Here is a 15844-nt window from a genome sequence, read left to right as displayed (position 1 = left end):
CGTCCATCAATCCACAGTGCTGCGGCCCGCGCAATGGGTCTCTGCGACCTCAAATCCGCCGCAGCGGCCGCCTTGCACTCCACACCCCGGCCAGGAAGGGCAGCGCCAGCAGGACCTGCAAGGCCGCCCAGCCCAGCGCTTCCCAGTTCGGCAGGGTCCAATCGACCTCGTGCAGCGCCTCCATGAAGGGAAGCTGGCCGTAGATCAGCGATTCCAGCGGGACGAAGCCCTCGGCCACCACGGTCAGCAGGGCGCCCAGCAGCAGCCCGAAGCCCAGCAGCGACTCCACCGGCATGCGGCGGACGGCGCCGCAAAGCCCGCGCGGCTCCCCGTCTTCCACGGGAACCGCCGGGCGGAACAGGCTGGCGATGCCAAGCGCATCACGCGTTTCCGTCCCCACCGGCCGGCGGGCGGCACGGACCAGCCCCAGCGCCGGCAGCGCCACCGCCGGGATCAGCAGGTAGGGGTTGGGGAAGTCGCGATAGCGGCCGTCATAGATGATGAGCAGCGACCAGACCAGCGCCGCGACGCCCAGCGCCACCGCGCTCCACCGCCCCACCCGCTCGGTGCGGGTCAGGGCCGGACGGGCGTGGCGCAGGCCGACCAGCGGCTCGCGGGCCAGACCGCCGCTTGCCAGCGCGCGGTGGGCGGTCAGCAGCACCGCCAGCACCAGGGCGGCGGCCAGCGCCAGCATGCCAACGGCCAGAGTGGTGTCCTGCCAGTAATGCTTGCCATGCGCCGCCACGAAGCCGGCGCGGACATAGAGGGTGGACAGCGCCTGGGTCAGCAGGATCAGCACCACCCAGCCGGTGCCCGGCACATGGCGGCGCAGCAGGGCCAGCCCGCCCAGCAGCACCAGCGCCAGCCCGCTGGAGATCACGAACAGACGCGGCCAGGCGACATTGCCGACCACCGGCCCGGCCAGCGAGAATTTCGGCGTGCGGTCGGCGTTGTAGAGGCCCCAATGGCCGCCGACGGTGCCCTCCAGCTTCGCCTTCCATTCCTGGTCGAAGGCCTCGATCACGTTGTAGTCGAAGCCCTCCTGCTCGGCCATGCGGACGAAGGCGTTGACGAACTTCGCCTTGTTGACCAGCCCCGGCACGGCGGCGCCGCGCGAACGGCCTTGCGTCGGCCAGCCGGTCTCGCCGACCAGGATCGGCTTGCCCGGAAAGCGCTGGGCGATGGTGCGGTAGCTGTGGCGGATGCGCTCGGTGGCGCCTTCGACGCCGGCCGGCACGTCCTCCCAGTAGGGCAGCAGGTGGATGGTCAGGTAATCGACATGATCCGCGATCTGCGGGTATTTCAGCCACCATTCCCAGACATCGGCATAGGACACCGGCTGCTTCACCGCGGCCTTGACCCGGTCGATGTAGCCGGTGACCTGCTCGGGCGTCAGTTCGCGCCGCAGCAGCACCTCGTTGCCGACGATGACGCGGGTGATGACGTCGGGATAGCGGTTGGCGAGGTCGATCAGCGAGGCGATCTCCGCCTCGTTCTTCTCGGCCTTGGAGGACAGCCACGCCCCCATGGTGACCTGGATCCCGTGCCTGCGTGCCATCTCCGGCACCACCTGGAGCCCTTCCAGCGAGGTGTAGGTGCGGATGCCGGCCACCTGCGGCGCCAATGCCGCGAGGTCTTCCTCGATCTGGGCATTGGTCGGGAAGACCTGGGTCAGCGGGCTTTGGCCGTCGCGGAAGGGGGCGAAGGACACGCTGCGCAGCTTGCCCCCCGGCGGCGGATCGAGCGGCACCGGGCGGTTCGGCAGGGACCAGACGGCGAGATTCGCGAGGCCGGCGACGAGGATCGCGGCGAGGATGAGGATCAGGCGCATGGGCGGGATGTCTACACCAAAGGCTTGACGGTTTGAACGGGGACCGTCGCACCAACAGGCCGGACGGTGATTTTATTCACCGGCTGCGGTCAGAAAATAGGCGCGCCCCCCGGAGGAGGCGCGCCCAGTCGGTCAAGGATTGAGTGACGTGCCTTCGTCACGAATTGGTAAACCGGCGGGAGGGGGAGTTTATTCCGCTGGGGGCGTGACTTTGTGGGGAAGCGCTCTGCCCCCTCCCTAACCCTCCCCCACCTTTGGTGGGAGAGGGGACTGCCGCTGCTCTTGCACTTACTCCCTCTCCCGCGGAACGCGGGGGAGGGTTGGGGAGGGGGCATTCGTTAGACGCCCCACACCCTCACCGCTCCACGAACGCCTTCTCGATCACGAACCCGCCCGGCTCGCCGTTGGTGCCCATGACGAAGCCGCGCTTCTCCATCATCGCGGTGGTCTCGGCCAGCATCGCCGGGCTGCCGCAGATCATCACGCGGTCCTTCTCGGCGTCCAGTTCCGGCAGGCCCAGGTCGCTGTACAGCTTGCCGGTCTCCATCAGCGTGGTCAGGCGGCCCTGGTTGCGGAAGGGCTCGCGCGTCACGGTCGGGTAATACAGCAGCTTTTCCTTCACCTGCTCGCCGAAGAACTCGTTCTCCGGCAGGCTGTGATGGATCAGGTCGTCATAGGCCAGCTCCGCCACGGTGCGGGTGCCATGGGTCAGGATCACCCGGTCGAACTTCTCGTACATCTCCGGGTCCTTGATGATGCTGAGGAACGGCGCCAGGCCGGTGCCGGTGCTCAGCAGATACAGGTTCCGCCCGGGAAGCAGGTTGTCGGTGATCAGCGTGCCGGTCGCCTTGCGGTTCACCAGCAGCGTGTCGCCTTCCTTCAGGTGCTGGAGCCGCGATGTCAGCGGGCCGTCCTGCACCTTGATGCTGAAGAACTCCAGCGTCTCCTCGTAATGCGCGCTGACGAGGCTGTAGGCGCGCAGCAGGGGCCGGCCTTCGACCTCCAGCCCGATCATGGTGAACTGCCCCGGCAGGAAGCGGAAGGACGGATCGCGCGTGGTGGTGAAGCTGAACAGCGTGTCGGTCCAGTGGTGAACGGTCAGCACGCGCTCTTTGATCAGATTGCTCATGGGGGCGTTCCAAAACCTGTCGAGGCAAAGCTCGGTTGGCGGTGTTCAAGCCGCACTGTTCAAACCATCATCCGGGACGCTGCATCAGGTGGCCGGTGCGCGATGACGCAAGCGGAGCTGCCGCGACGCAACGGCCGAAACCTATCAACAAACCCGGTCGAAGGCCACGGATTTATACCAGTCAAATGACGGGCTTTCCGGCAAACAACACAAACTCCGCCGTACAACATTGATCCCGGTCAATCGCCGTTTCATTCGGCACCTTATTCGGCGCTGGGCGGAGCGAACAGGTAGGGCGACAGGCCGCGCAGGTTCTCGTCCACGATAAGCCGATGATTCAGCGGCGGAAATGCCCGCTGCGAACAGTCCAGCCGCGGGCAGAGCCGGCAATTCACCCCGATCGGCGTCGCAGCACTGGTGTTGGAGAGGTCGAACCCGTCCGCATAGGTGACCTGAGCCGCATGCTGGACGTCGCAGCCGAGAGCGACGGCGAATTGCTGCGGCGGGCTGCGGTGGCCGCCGCCGGCCTTCACCACCGTGCGCGCAATCGAGAAATAGGCGGTGCCGTCCGGCATCTCCGCCATCTGGCTGTGGATTTTGCCCGGCGTGCGGAAGGCGTCGTAGACGATCCAGCGCGGGCAGCCGCCGCCGAAGCGGGCGAAATGAAATCCGGCTCCGGAAAAGCGCTTGGACACGTTGCCGGCGCTGTCCACCCGCATGAAGAAGAAGGGCACGCCCTTGGCCCCCGAGCGGTGCAGGGTGGTCAGGCGATGGCAGACCTGCTCGAACGACGCGTCGAAGCGCCGCCGCAGGATCTCGATGTCGTAGCGGACCTGGGTCGCCGCCTCGTGGAAGCGGGCATAGGGCATCAGCACCGCCGCGGCGAAATAGTTGGCCAGCCCGATGCGGGCCAGACGCCGCGCCTCGTCGCCGGACAGGTTGGCGGCGTCGACGATGCCGTTCAGCAGGTCGCGGTGGCGCAGCAGCGCGATCTGGCAGGCCAGTTGGAAGGTGCGGCCCGACGGCGCCAGCATTTCCGACAGCAGGATGCGCCGGCTGTGGCGGTCGAAACGGCGCACGGCATAGCCCATCACCTCCGATGGCAGCAGGCGGACGCGCACGCTGTGCTGGGTGTTCAGCCAGTCGACCAGCCCGCGATAGAGGTCGCCGCGTTCCAGCTTGCCGTCCTGCCACAGGCTTTCGGCCGCCGCCTCCAGGTCGGGGAAATGGTTGGAATGGGTCTGGAACAGGTCGCGCACCTCGTCCTGCGGAAAGCCGGCGCTCTGCACCAGATGCAGCTTCTCGCGGTCGGCCACCCGCTCCGCCAGCGCCTGCAGATCGTCGCGCGCCCCGCGGAACCCGCGATAGAGCGCCACCACCGCCTGACCCAGCGTCGGGGCCACCGCCGCCAGTTCGCGGAAATCCTGGTTCTTGATGTCGGAGCCGTCGAACAGCGGATCGGCGAACACCTCGCGCAGGCCCGCCACCAGCCGGCTTTCCTCGTCCTCGGCGAAAGCCTGCAGATCGACACCGAACTGATGGCCCAGCTTCAGCAGCAGCGGCACCGTGACCGGGCGCTGGTTGTGCTCGATCAGGTTCAGATAGCTGGGGGAGATGCCGAGCTGGTCAGCCATCTGGGCCTGGGTCAGGCCATGGTCGCGGCGCAGGCGGCGGACCTTCGGACCCAGCATCGCCTTCTTTTCCATGGTTGCCACGACAGCCCTCCACAGTTCTCTGACTTTACAAGATTTACGGATTTACAGGATTTGGAAAACGGTAGTTTACAAACGGACCTTTTTACAAACAAGGGCTTATTGCAACGCACTCAGGCGGGGTTTAAGTCTTGGTTCACGGCCGCGCTGTAAAGCGCAAGCGGCCCCGAAGACGGCAAAGTGCAGATGAAACCGGCGGGAGGAAACGCCGCTGCACATCAGCCGCAGGGATCGACAAAAGGCCCGCCCCGAGACCCCAGTTCCGCCCCGATCGACCGGGCGCACCGGACAATAAGGAACCTGACCCATGTCGCTCGATGAAAAGACCAAGGCCGCCATCCACGCCGCCCGTTACGAGGGCATCCGCCGCGACTACACCATGGACGACGTCAAGCGTCTGAGCGGCTCGGTCAAGATCGAGTACACGCTGGCCGAGCTGGGCGCGCGCCGCATGTGGGAGCTGCTGAACACCGAGCCCTACATCAACACGCTGGGCGCGCTGACCGGCAACCAGGCGATGCAGGCGGTCAAGGCCGGCCTGAAGGCCATCTACCTGTCGGGCTGGCAGGTCGCCGGCGACGCCAACACGGCCGGCCAGATGTACCCGGACCAGAGCCTGTATCCGGTCAACTCGGTCCCGGCGGTGGTCGAGCGCATCAACAACGCCTTCAAGCGCGCCGACGAGATCCAGACCTCCGAGGGCAAGGGCGACACCTACTGGTTCGCGCCGATCATCGCGGATGCCGAGGCCGGCTTCGGCGGCCCGCTGAACGCCTTCGAGCTGATGAAGTCGATGATCAAGGCCGGCGCCGCCGGCGTGCACTGGGAAGACCAACTGGCTTCGGAAAAGAAGTGCGGCCATCTCGGCGGCAAGGTTCTGATCCCGACGCAGCAGCACATCCGCACGCTGAACGCCGCCCGTCTGGCCGCCGACGTCTGCGGCACCTCGACCCTGGTGATCGCCCGCACCGACGCTGAATCGGCGCAGCTCATCACCTCGGACATCGACGAGCGTGACCATCCCTTCATCGACTTCGACGCCGGCCGCACCACCGAGGGCTTCTTCCGCCTGAAGAAGGGCATGGGCGTCGATCACTGCATCGCCCGCGGCCTGTCCTACGCGCCGTATTCGGACCTGATGTGGTGGGAGACCTCCAAGCCGAACCTGGACGAGGCGCGCCGCTTCGCCGAGGCCGTGCACAAGCAGTTCCCGGGCAAGATGCTGGCCTACAACTGCTCGCCGTCCTTCAACTGGAAGGCCAACCTGGACGACGCCACCATCGCCAAGTACCAGCGCGAGCTGGGCGCCATGGGCTACAAGTTCCAGTTCGTCACGCTGGCCGGCTTCCACAGCCTGAACTACTCGGCCTTCACGCTCGCCAAGGGTTACGCCGAGCGCGGCATGGCCGCCTACTCCGAACTGCAGCAGGCCGAGTTCGCGGCCGAGAAGGACGGTTACACCGCCACCAAGCACCAGCGCGAAGTCGGCACCGGCTACTTCGACGCGGTCGCCACGGCGATCTCCGGCGGCACCTCCTCGACCACCGCGTACAAGGACTCCACCGAGGCTGACCAGTTCCATTGATCGCAGGTTCCGATCATCGGGATTGGTCCGTGATCCGGTGTGCGAGCCGGATCTTTTCGAACGGCTGATGCTTTGACTTGCCGACGGCCGGGGGCCTTCCCCCCGGCCGCTTTTTTGTGCCCGAACGGTTTTGAAGCCGTTCATTCGGAATAAGCCGTCGGCGAAGCCACGCCCCTATGGTATGGCAGACCTGCGCCGCATCAACCGGTGGTACGGCCCGGTTGGGCCGAAAGTCTTGAACGGGGCTGGAAAATACCGCCAAATCCCTTGCCGGAGCGCGGAACAGCAGGCCGGCAGCCTTGGGTGCGGCGCGGAATCCGTTGTTGACTTGGCACCGCATCGGGACCAATTAAGTCCGCATGCTGAAAACAAACCGATCCGGGACGTAAAGGTCCCACACGCCGGCACCCCGATCTCGGGCCACCGGCGGGCGGAACTGGCCGCCGCGCATCCCCTTGCGCGGCGATGACCGTTTCCCGACCGCCCCCCTGCTCCGGCAGGGCCCCGGCGGGTTCTCCCCTGGTCGACATGCCATCGGAGATGTCCGGCGTTCTTTGGTGAAACGATGAAAGGACAAGACAGTATGGATCAATCGCTCGCAGGAAAGTCCATCGCCATCCTCGTCTCCAACGGCTTTGAAGAAGCGGAGATGACCGAGCCGCAACGCGCCCTGATCAAGACCGGCGCGACGCTGCGTACCATCTCCACCGAGACGGGTCTGGTCAACGGCTGGCACGGCAAGTCCTGGGGCCATTACTTCCCGGTGGACAAGCATCTGAGCGAGGCGCTGGGCGCCGACTTCGACATGCTGCTGCTGCCGGGTGGTGAGCGCAGCGTGGCGAAGCTGCAGCAGTCGGCCCACACCCGCCGCATCGTCGGCCATTTCCTGGATGCCGGCAAGCCGATCGCCGCCATCGACCAGGGCATCCAGCTGCTCGCCATTCCCGGCAAGCTGCGCGGCCGCCTGCTGGCCGCCCCGGAAGCCTACCGCGCCGACCTGACCGCCGCCGGCGGCCGGATCAGCGACGAGGCTCTGGTCGTCGACGACATCACGGTCTCGGCGCTTGGCCAGGACCAGCTGAACGAGTTCGTCGAAGCGGTGGTGAAGCTGTTCACCGAGTTGGGTTCCGTTCGCAAGGCCGCCTGACCTCCATCCTCAGCCGGTCCCGAAACGGCCGCCGCACCAACCGGGTGCGGCGGCCGTTTCGTTTTGGCATCCCGAGCGTCAGGGCCGTGATCATTTGCGTTCGCCTGCAATCTCCGACCAATTCGCTCACCTTCCGCGTTGATAATTTTAAACGTTCGGATTAGTAAGGTTGAGGGTCGAATAATTCCGTCGGTTGGGGGTTTCTCTTGCCGATGCCTTGGCGGGGATGCAGGCAAAATGGCTAAAATTCGTGCATTCGGGCGCCTCACCATCCGCGCCAAGATCATCGTCGCCGTGCTGGGCACCGTGGTGATGGCTGGTGCCTTCGGCCTGTTCACGCTCAGCCGGCTGGAAATCCTAAACAATGCTGCGGAAACCATGCGCAGCCGCTCGCTGCCGGCGACCCAGTTGGCCGGTCAACTGACCTCCGCCGCGCAGAGCCATCGGATCGCCGAAGCCGCCTATGCGCTCGCCACCAACGAGATGCAGGTGAACCAGGCGGAAAAGGGCTGGGCCGACGCGGTGGCCGAGGTCACGGCCCGCCGGCAGGACGCCGGAACCCGCTTCACCGCCGGCGAAGGGGCGGCGCGGCTGGCAGCGTTCGACGAGGCTTGGACCGCCTATGCCGCCGCCGCCGACCGGGTGCGGGGCCAGGCGCGCGACGGCAACGCCCAGTCCGCCGTCAGCGTCTTCAAGCGCCCGAGCGCGGTCGCCTTCGCCCGCGTGCAGGAGGCATTGGACGCGCTGGTCGACGGCACGATGGCCGATGCCGGTGCCGTCGCCGACCAGGGAGCGGAGGTCTACAACAACGCCCACGGCATGGTTCTGGGCGGGGTGACGCTCTGCACCCTGCTGGCGCTGGGCTTCGGCGTCGTGCTGGTGCGCGGCATCTCCCGCCCGATCCTCGACGTGGCGAGTTCGCTGGAACGGCTGGCCGCCCGCGACTTCTCCGCCAGTTTCGAGGAGGGCCGCCGCGACGAGATCGGCCGCATGGCGACCGCCGCCCGCGTCTTCCGCGACACCATGCTCGACACCGAACGCCTCCAGCAGGAGCAGGAGCGGCTGAAGACCGTGGCCGCCGAGGAACGCCGCCGCGAACTGCGCACTCTCGCCGACGGCTTCGAGGCGACGGTGAAGCGGCTGGTCGAAGCGCTGTCGGCCTCCACCGCCGAGATGGCCGCCGCCTCCACCGCGATGGCGCAGGGTGCGGCCGAGACCGCGCGCCATTCCGACGCCGTGTCGTCCGCCGCCGGCCGCGCCTCGGCCAATGTCGACAGCGTCGCCGCCGCCACCGCCGAGCTGTCGGCCAGCTTCGCCGGCATCGCCAGTCTGGTCGCCGATTCCGCCGGCATCGCCGCCGACGCCACCCGCGACGCCGAACGCAGCACCGCCGTGATGGGCAGCCTCGCCGAAGCGGCGGAGGAGATCGGCAAGGTCGTGGACATGATTTCCGGTATCGCCGGCCAGACCAACCTGCTGGCGCTGAACGCCACCATCGAAGCGGCCCGCGCCGGGGAGGCCGGCAAGGGCTTCGCCGTCGTCGCCAGCGAGGTCAAGCAGCTCGCCGGCCAGACGGCGAAGGCCACCGCCGAGATCCAGGCGCGCATCGCCGAGATCCAGAATGCGTCCGGCACCGCGGTCGACACCATCGGCGCCGTCACCCGCACCATCGCCCGCATCAACGAGATCGCCGCCGAGGTCGCCGCCGCGGTGGAGCAGCAGTCCGCCGCCGTTGGCGAGATCGCCGCCAACATCCAGGATGCCGCCGACGGCACCCGCACCGTCTCCGACAACATCGCCGCCGTCACCGCCGCCGCCGCATCCGCCGAACAGGCCAGCGGCGTGATGGTGCGCTCGGTGGATACGGTGACGGACGACGCCGGACGGATGCGGCAGGAGGTGGACGGCTTCCTGGGGGCGCTGCGGGCGTCGTAGCGGGCGTTGTTGGCCCCCTCCCCATCCCTCCCCCGCTTCGCGGGAGAGGGGGCAGGACGCTTGTCGGCATAAACTGAAACGCGAAGCTGCGGCAGTCCCCTCTCCCGCGGAACGCGGGGGAGGGTTAGGGAGGGGGCAACAGCAGTCCGCCCCCTCACGCCTGCTTGGCGTCGATGATCCCCCGACGCACCGCCCGCGTCTTCGTGAAGTGGTCCTGCAACTGCTCGCCCTCGCCCCAGCGGATGGAGCGCTGCAGCGCCGTCAAATCTTCCGTAAACCGCTGCAGAATCTCCAGAACCGCCTCGCGGTTGTTCAGGAAGATGTCGCGCCACATCACCGGATCGCTGGCGGCGATGCGGGTGAAGTCGCGGAAGCCGCCGGCGGAGAACTTGATCACCTCGGACTTGGTATCCTCCTCCAGGTCGGACGCGGTGCCGACGATGGTGTAGGCGATCAGGTGCGGGAGGTGCGAGGTGATGGCCAGAACGCGGTCGTGGTGGCTGGCCTCCATGATCTCCACGGTGGAGCCGACGCGGCGCCACATCTCCGTCACCTGCGCCACCGCATGGCGGTCGGCGCCGGTGGCCGGGGTCAGGATGCACCAGCGGCCCTGGAACAGGGTGGCGAAACCGGCCTCGGGACCGGAATGCTCGGTGCCCGCCACCGGATGGCCGGGGATCAGGTGGACGCCGTCGGGCAGATGCGGCCCGATGTCGCGCAGCGTCGCCTGCTTGACCGAACCGACGTCGGTGACGATGGTCCCGCGTTTAAGCAGCGGCCCGATGGCCTCGCCCACCGCGGCGAAGCTGCCGACCGGGGTCGCCAGAACCACCAGTTCCGCACCGGCCAGCGCCGCCGCCAGATCGGTGGTGGCCTCCGCCACGATGCCCAGTTCCAGCGCCTTGGCGCAGGCGTCCGGGTTGCGGTCGGCGCAGACGACCTGCCGCGCGATCCCATACTCCGCCAGCGCCCGCGCCAGGGAGGAGCCGATCAGACCGATGCCGACGATGGCGACGCGGTCGAACAGGGGGGCGGTGTCGGTGGTGACCATGACGCGGGGTGTCCCGAAAGCGGATTGGAAGGCGGATTGAACGGGCGAGAAACCGTCCCGTTTAAACCACCTCGCACCCGTCGGACCAAGCGTTTCTTTGCGGCACGGCCGCTCAACCGTCCTTCCGCGTCATCTCCGCCCTGAGCGCTTCGGCCAGCCGCTGGAAGGTCTCCTTCCGGCCGGAGGTGCGGCGCCAGGCCAGCGCGATGCGGCGGCCGGGGCGGTCGCCGGCCAGCGGGCGCACCGCCAGGTCGAGCCCGCGCAGGATGCCCGAATCGACCGCCATCTGCGGCAGCAGCGTCACCCCCAGCCCGTTCGCCACCATCTGCACCAGCGTGTGCAGGCTGGTGCCCTGGAAGGCGGTGTTGTGCGGCGTGGCGTCCAGGGCGCAGGCGGCCATGGCATGGTCGCGCAGGCAGTGCCCGTCCTCCAGCAGCAGCAGATCCTCCGACGGAACCGCCACGGGCTGCGCCGGGTCGCTGCCGCTCAGCCGGTGGCCGGTGGGGCAGACGAAGGAGAAACGGTCCTCCGCGATGTCCTCCGTCTCCAGATCGCCCATCGGATAGGGCAAGGCCAGCAGGGCCGCGTCGAGCTTGCCGGCATTCAGCTGGCCGAGCAGGCGGGCCGTCTGATCCTCGCGCAGGTACAGGCGCAGGCGCGGGAAGGTCTCGCGCAGGGCCGGCATCACGCGGGGGATCAGGAAGGGGCCGATGGTCGGGATCACCCCCAGATGCAGGGCGCCCGACATCGGGTCGGCGGCGGACCGGGTGATGTCCACCAACTCCTCCGCCCCCTTCAGCAGTTGGCGGGCCCGTTCGGCGATCTCGCGGCCGAGCGGGGTCGGCAGAACCGAACGGCGCGTGCGCTCCACCAGCGTGGCGCCCAGCAGGTCTTCCAATTCCTGCAGGCCGGCGCTGAGCGTCGATTGGCTGACGAGGCAGGCCTCCGCCGCCTGCCCGAAATGGCAGCGGTCGACGACGGCGACGAGATAGCGGAGCTGGCGCAGTGTGGGGAGCGGCTTCATGCCGGGATATGTAATCGGATTTATCGATCAGTTCAATTGGTATTTTCTACTTCTCTTGATCACAGATTTCCCGTATTCCTCCTCGGGTCAACGGGACAACGGAACGACGCCTCGCCCCCGCCACCTGAAACAGCCCCCCTTGTTCGACCCGGTGCGCCGCACTAAGTCGGGCATGTCACGGCCACCGGCCGGGGATCGAGGCGACAATCATTCATCGCACCCCATCGGAGAACACTAATGTCCTTGATCAACAGCGAGATTAAGCCCTTCAAGGCGACCGCGTACAAGAACGGCAAGTTCATCGACGTGACCGACGCCGACCTGAAGGGCAAGTGGTCGGTCGTGTTCTTCTATCCGGCCGACTTCACCTTCGTCTGCCCGACGGAGCTGGAAGACCTGGCCGACAACTACGCCGAATTCCAGAAGCTGGGCGTCGAGATCTACAGCGTCTCGACCGACACCCACTTCTGCCACAAGGCCTGGCACGACACCTCGCCGGCCATCGGCAAGATCGGCTACACCATGATCGGTGACCCGACGCTGGCCATCAGCCGCAACTTCGAGGTCCTGATCGAGGAAGTCGGCCTGGCCGACCGCGGCACCTTCGTCGTCGACCCGGACGGCAAGATCCAGATCGTCGAGATCACCGCCGGCGGCGTCGGCCGCGACGCCAAGGAGCTGCTGCGCAAGATCAAGGCCGTGCAGTACGTCGCCGCCCACCCGGGCGAGGTCTGCCCGGCCAAGTGGCAGGAAGGCGAGAAGACCCTCGCCCCGTCGCTCGACCTCGTCGGCAAGATCTAAGGGTCCTTCGGGAACCCTAAGGATCGGGGGCCGGTTCCGGCCGGCCCCCACCCCGCCGCCACGGCGGGTGTTGATTGCAGTACCCTTGGACGGGCCGACAAGGCCGCAAGGCGGTTTCCACGGGCCGGCTGCCATAGCCCTCCCGTGACGGGTTTCGTCGTCGGTTTCCCCATCCCCGCGAAGGCGGGCACCCAGACGCCGCGCTTTTTGTCGCAGTCCTTTCAAAGTCTGGATCCCCGCCTGCGCGGGGAGGACGATGACGTTTCGAACTCTTCACTGTTTCAAAACCGGACCACTCGCCGGAACCGATACCGCCTGCCCGACTCGACCTCCCGATTCGGGCCTCCTTATTCTCCGCCCGGACCGCCGCGCCCTTGGCGCAGGCGATCCGCCCCGGACACGAGACGTTGGGAAAGAGAGCCATGCTGGACGCCAATCTGAAGACGCAGTTGAAGGCCTATCTGGAGCGCATCACCCATCCGATCACGCTGGTCGCGTCGCTGGACGGCGGGGCGAAGTCGCAGGAGATGCTGGGCCTGCTGGAAGACATCGCCTCGTTGTCGGACAAGATCACGCTGGACCGCAACGGCGCCGACGCCCGCCGGCCGTCCTTCGCGATCAACCGCGACGGCAGCGACATCGGCGTCACCTTCGCCGGCCTGCCGATGGGGCACGAGTTCAACTCGCTGGTTCTGGCGCTGCTGCAGGTCGGCGGCCACCCGTCGAAGGAGTCGGAGGAACTGCTGGAGCAGATCCGCAACCTCGACGGTGACTTCCGTTTCGAGACCTATTTCTCGCTGTCCTGCCAGAACTGCCCGGACGTGGTCCAGGCCCTGAACCTGATGAGCGCGCTGAACCCGCGGATCAAGCATGTCGCCATCGACGGCGCGCTGTTCCAGCAGGAGGTCGAGCAGCGTCAGGTGATGGCCGTCCCCACCGTCTTCCTGAACGGCGAGCCCTTCGCCCAGGGCCGCATGGACGTGGCGCAGATCGTCGCCAAGCTCGACACCGGTGCCGTCGCCCGCGCCGCCGAGAAGATCAAGGCCAAGGCCCCGTTCGAGGTGCTGGTGATCGGCGGCGGCCCCGCCGGTGCCGCGGCCGCCATCTACGCCGCCCGCAAGGGCATCCGCACCGGCGTGGCGGCCGAGCGGTTCGGCGGTCAGGTGCTCGACACCATGGCGATCGAGAACTTCATCTCCGTCTCCCACACCGAGGGGCCGAAGCTGGCCGCGGCGCTGGAGCAGCACGTCAAGGACTATGAGGTCGACGTGATGAACCTGCAGACCGCCACCGCCCTGGTGCCGGCCACGCAGGAAGGCGGCCTGATCGAAGTGAAGCTGGCGAGCGGCGCCTCGCTGAAGTCCCGCACGGTGGTGCTGTCGACCGGCGCCCGCTGGCGCTCGATGAACGTTCCGGGCGAGGCCGAATACCGCAACAAGGGCGTGGCCTACTGCCCGCACTGCGACGGCCCGCTGTTCAAGGGCAAGCGCGTGGCGGTGATCGGCGGCGGCAACTCCGGCGTCGAGGCGGCCATCGACCTCGCCGGCATCGTGTCGCACGTCACGCTGATCGAGTTCGACAGCCAGTTGCGCGCCGATGCGGTGCTGCAGCGCAAGCTGCACAGCCTGCCCAACGTCACCGTCATCGTCTCGGCCCAGACCACCGAGGTGCATGGCGACGGCAACAAGGTCGTCGGCCTGTCCTACAAGGACCGCAACAGCGACGACCTGAAGCGGGTCGAGTTGGAAGGCATCTTCGTGCAGATCGGCCTGGTGCCGAACACCGAATGGCTGAAGGGCACGCTGGCGCTGACCCCGCGCGGCGAGATCGAGGTGGACAACCGCGGCCAGACCTCGCTGCCCGGCGTGTTCGCCGCCGGCGACGCGACGACGGTGCCGTTCAAGCAGATCGTCATCGCCATGGGTGAAGGCGCCAAGGCCGCACTCGCCGCCTTCGACCACCTGATCCGCACGGTGCCGGCCGAGGAAGCCGTGCGGGAGAGCGTCGCGGCGGAGTGAGGGACTTATTGCGAAGCGTAGGCTTCGAATGCCCCCTCCCTAACCCTCCCCCACCTTTGGTGGGAGAGGGAACTCCGCCACCCTTGCACTTAACCCCCTCTCCCGCGTAGCGGGGGAGGGTTGGGGAGGGGGCGCGGCGCCAGCCGCCCTGCGCCTTCACCCCTCCTTCTTGACCGCCGCCTTCTCCTTGTCGATCACTTCCAAAATCCGCTGCAGCGCCTCGGTGCTCAGCGCCGACTCCATCGTCAGCCCGTCGCCGAACTTGCGCAGCGCGCCGATGGCGCGGCGGCGGGCGATGAACTCGTCGTCGCCCGGCTCGAACGGCTCGACCACCGGGCCCTTGTAGTAGCCGCCGCGGAAGCCCCACTGGCGGCGCCCGTCGGCGCGCCATTCGCTGCCGTCGGACAGCACCATGCAGCGCCCCCCTTCGGTATAGCGCTCCACCGTTGCGGTGGATTGTGGAATGGACTGGCCGCTACGGATCGTCACGCGGTCGCCGACGCGGAAGCTGGCGGCAGTGAACATGCTGTCTCCCCAAATGGCGCTCGCCCTCTCAACCGGGCCGGGGCGCCGCAAAAATTCCGAAGGCGCTGTTTTCCACCAGTTGCCCCGGCAAATCCAGTCCTACAGCGCGAAACTCGCCACCACAGGCGCATGGTAGCTGACCGGCGACGGCTCGTCGGCATGATCGATCTCGTCGGTCAGATCCTCGTTGTGGATGGCGACCTCCTGCAGCCGTTCGGTCAGCCGGGGCGAGGTCATCAGATGGTCCAGCAGCACCGGCGTGCCGGCATGCAGGACGGTGTAGCGCCGCTCGTCCGGGATCGCCTGCTCCAGCGGCTCCAGCACGCGGTTCGCCAGCTCCGGGTTGCCGGTGAAGTCGGGGGCGGCGCGGATGATGCGGACGGCCGTCTGCTCCAGCTCGGCGTTGCAGTCGCCGGCCACCACGATCAGCGCGTCGGGATCGGCGTCGAACAGCCGGTCGACCGCCATGCGCGTCTCCAGCGCCTGCCCCGTCCGCTTGATCGAGGCGAGGTAAAAGCCCTCCGCCCAGCCGGACGCCGTCTTCCATGTCTGGGCATCGGCCTTCTGCCCCGGCACCGGGGCGGCGATTGGGGCGCGCAGATGCAGGTCGAAGACATGCAGGATGCGGCTGTCCGGCAACTCCACCTCGGCATGCAGCACCGGCCGGTCCCACCCGACCTCGATCTCCGTGTCCGCCACCGGGTCGGCGGTGGCGAGGCGCACGCGGGCCGGCGGCACAAGATGGTGGCGCAGCAGCCGCGTCGCCCTGATCGGCCAGCGGCTGACGATCACCGGGTTGTGGCGGTCGGCCGGCGACTCGGCGTCGCCCGCGGTGACGTGGTAATCGGCATAGCGCGTGCCCTCCAGAAGGCGGGTGAGCGCGCGCAGGGTCCGCGGCTCGCTCTTCACCGGGTGCTGGGCATCGACCTCCTGCAGGCAGAGGATGTCGGCCTCCAACCGCTCCAGCTGCGGGCGGAGCGTGGCGATCCGCGCCTCGAAGGGCGGCTCGTCGGCATCGTCGTCCAGGTTTTCCAGGTTGAAGGTGGCGATCCGGAACAGCGTGTCGGCCATGAAGGACTCCGCGGA

At 67.6% G+C, this 15844-nt stretch carries 12 protein-coding genes; 5 read left to right on the top strand and 7 right to left on the bottom strand.

Annotated features, from left to right (window positions below; all coding sequences use genetic code 11):
• Positions 1-49 precede the first annotated feature (49 nt).
• The 3 genes from VD964_RS02105 to VD964_RS02095 form a co-directional block, all read right to left on the bottom strand.
• Positions 50-1831 carry a glycosyl hydrolase family 17 protein gene (locus VD964_RS02105; RefSeq protein ID WP_324865052.1) on the bottom strand — a complete coding sequence of 594 codons (1782 nt, stop codon included), beginning with the start codon at positions 1829-1831 and terminating at the stop codon, positions 50-52.
• 355 nt (positions 1832-2186) lie between these two features.
• Positions 2187-2960 carry a ferredoxin--NADP reductase gene (locus tag VD964_RS02100; RefSeq protein WP_109443955.1) on the bottom strand — a complete coding sequence of 258 codons (774 nt, stop codon included), beginning with the start codon at positions 2958-2960 and terminating at the stop codon, positions 2187-2189.
• Between the two features lie 263 nt (positions 2961-3223).
• Entirely contained in the window at positions 3224-4666 is a 1443-nt protein-coding gene (locus VD964_RS02095; RefSeq protein ID WP_324865094.1) for a helix-turn-helix domain-containing protein, read from the bottom strand.
• A gap of 313 nt (positions 4667-4979) precedes the next feature.
• On the opposite strand from VD964_RS02095, the gene aceA reads away from it, so the two are divergent.
• The 3 genes from aceA (at position 4980) to VD964_RS02080 (ending at position 9339) form a co-directional block, all read left to right on the top strand.
• Positions 4980-6257, top strand: a complete 1278-nt coding sequence (gene aceA, locus VD964_RS02090; RefSeq protein ID WP_014189846.1) for an isocitrate lyase — start codon at positions 4980-4982, stop codon at positions 6255-6257.
• Positions 6258-6840: 583 nt separating this feature from the next.
• Positions 6841-7404, top strand: a complete 564-nt coding sequence (locus VD964_RS02085) for a DJ-1/PfpI family protein (RefSeq protein ID WP_042697580.1) — start codon at positions 6841-6843, stop codon at positions 7402-7404.
• A 237-nt stretch (positions 7405-7641) separates the two neighbouring features.
• On the top strand, positions 7642-9339 hold the full coding sequence (locus VD964_RS02080) for a methyl-accepting chemotaxis protein (RefSeq protein WP_324865042.1): 1698 nt from the start codon (positions 7642-7644) through the stop codon (positions 9337-9339).
• 154 nt (positions 9340-9493) lie between these two features.
• Here the strand turns inward: VD964_RS02080 and VD964_RS02075 are convergent, their stop codons facing one another.
• Together VD964_RS02075 and VD964_RS02070 are read right to left on the bottom strand one after the other, a co-directional pair.
• A complete protein-coding gene (locus VD964_RS02075; RefSeq protein ID WP_324865040.1) occupies positions 9494-10390 on the bottom strand; it encodes a prephenate/arogenate dehydrogenase family protein in 897 nt (298 codons plus the stop codon).
• Between the two features lie 112 nt (positions 10391-10502).
• Positions 10503-11414, bottom strand: coding sequence for a hydrogen peroxide-inducible genes activator (locus VD964_RS02070; RefSeq protein WP_324865038.1), 912 nt, complete (start codon positions 11412-11414; stop codon positions 10503-10505).
• A gap of 237 nt (positions 11415-11651) precedes the next feature.
• Here VD964_RS02070 and ahpC point away from each other — a divergent pair, with 237 nt between their 5' ends.
• Both ahpC and ahpF read left to right on the top strand, forming a co-directional pair.
• Entirely contained in the window at positions 11652-12215 is a 564-nt protein-coding gene (ahpC, locus tag VD964_RS02065) for an alkyl hydroperoxide reductase subunit C (RefSeq protein WP_012977724.1), read from the top strand.
• 422 nt (positions 12216-12637) lie between these two features.
• A complete protein-coding gene (ahpF, locus tag VD964_RS02060) occupies positions 12638-14233 on the top strand; it encodes an alkyl hydroperoxide reductase subunit F (RefSeq protein ID WP_324865035.1) in 1596 nt (531 codons plus the stop codon).
• Between the two features lie 156 nt (positions 14234-14389).
• Here ahpF and VD964_RS02055 read toward each other — a convergent pair whose 3' ends face one another.
• On the bottom strand, positions 14390-14758 hold the full coding sequence (locus VD964_RS02055; protein WP_324865033.1) for a hypothetical protein: 369 nt from the start codon (positions 14756-14758) through the stop codon (positions 14390-14392).
• A 99-nt stretch (positions 14759-14857) separates the two neighbouring features.
• Positions 14858-15829, bottom strand: coding sequence for an endonuclease/exonuclease/phosphatase family protein (locus VD964_RS02050; RefSeq protein ID WP_324865030.1), 972 nt, complete (start codon positions 15827-15829; stop codon positions 14858-14860).
• Between the last annotated feature and the right edge of the window lie 15 nt (positions 15830-15844).

It is taken from the genome of Azospirillum sp., from assembly GCF_035628975.1.
Taxonomy (GTDB): domain Bacteria; phylum Pseudomonadota; class Alphaproteobacteria; order Azospirillales; family Azospirillaceae; genus Azospirillum.
This window is presented reverse-complemented; position numbering and strand designations above follow the sequence as displayed.